Origin of the sequence: Bacillus cereus group sp. BfR-BA-01524, from assembly GCF_022662595.1 — a bacterium.
GTDB lineage: Bacteria > Bacillota > Bacilli > Bacillales > Bacillaceae_G > Bacillus_A > Bacillus_A thuringiensis_S.
In genome coordinates, this window is the sequence record NZ_JAKUDW010000437.1 from 1 (window position 1) to 228 (window position 228).

Consider the following 228-nt stretch of genomic DNA (forward strand, 5'->3'; position numbering starts at 1 on the left):
GTTGCTCCTGTTATTCCTGTCGCTCCCGTTGGACCCGTTGCTCCTGTTATTCCTGTCGCTCCCGTTGCCCCTGTTGCTCCTGTTACTCCTGTCGCTCCCGTTGGACCCGTTGCTCCCGTTGCTCCCGTCGCCCCTGTTGGACCCGTTGCACCTGTTGCTCCTGTTGCCCCCGTCGGACCGGTTGGACCAACCTTAGGAACTGTCCCATCGCAACTAAAACAGCATGAA

At 59.2% G+C, this 228-nt stretch carries 1 pseudogene; it reads right to left on the reverse strand.

The annotated features are described in order from the left end of the window. Positions 1–228 (reverse strand): annotated as a pseudogene (locus tag MR170_RS31785) (BclA C-terminal domain-containing protein); the annotation flags it as partial.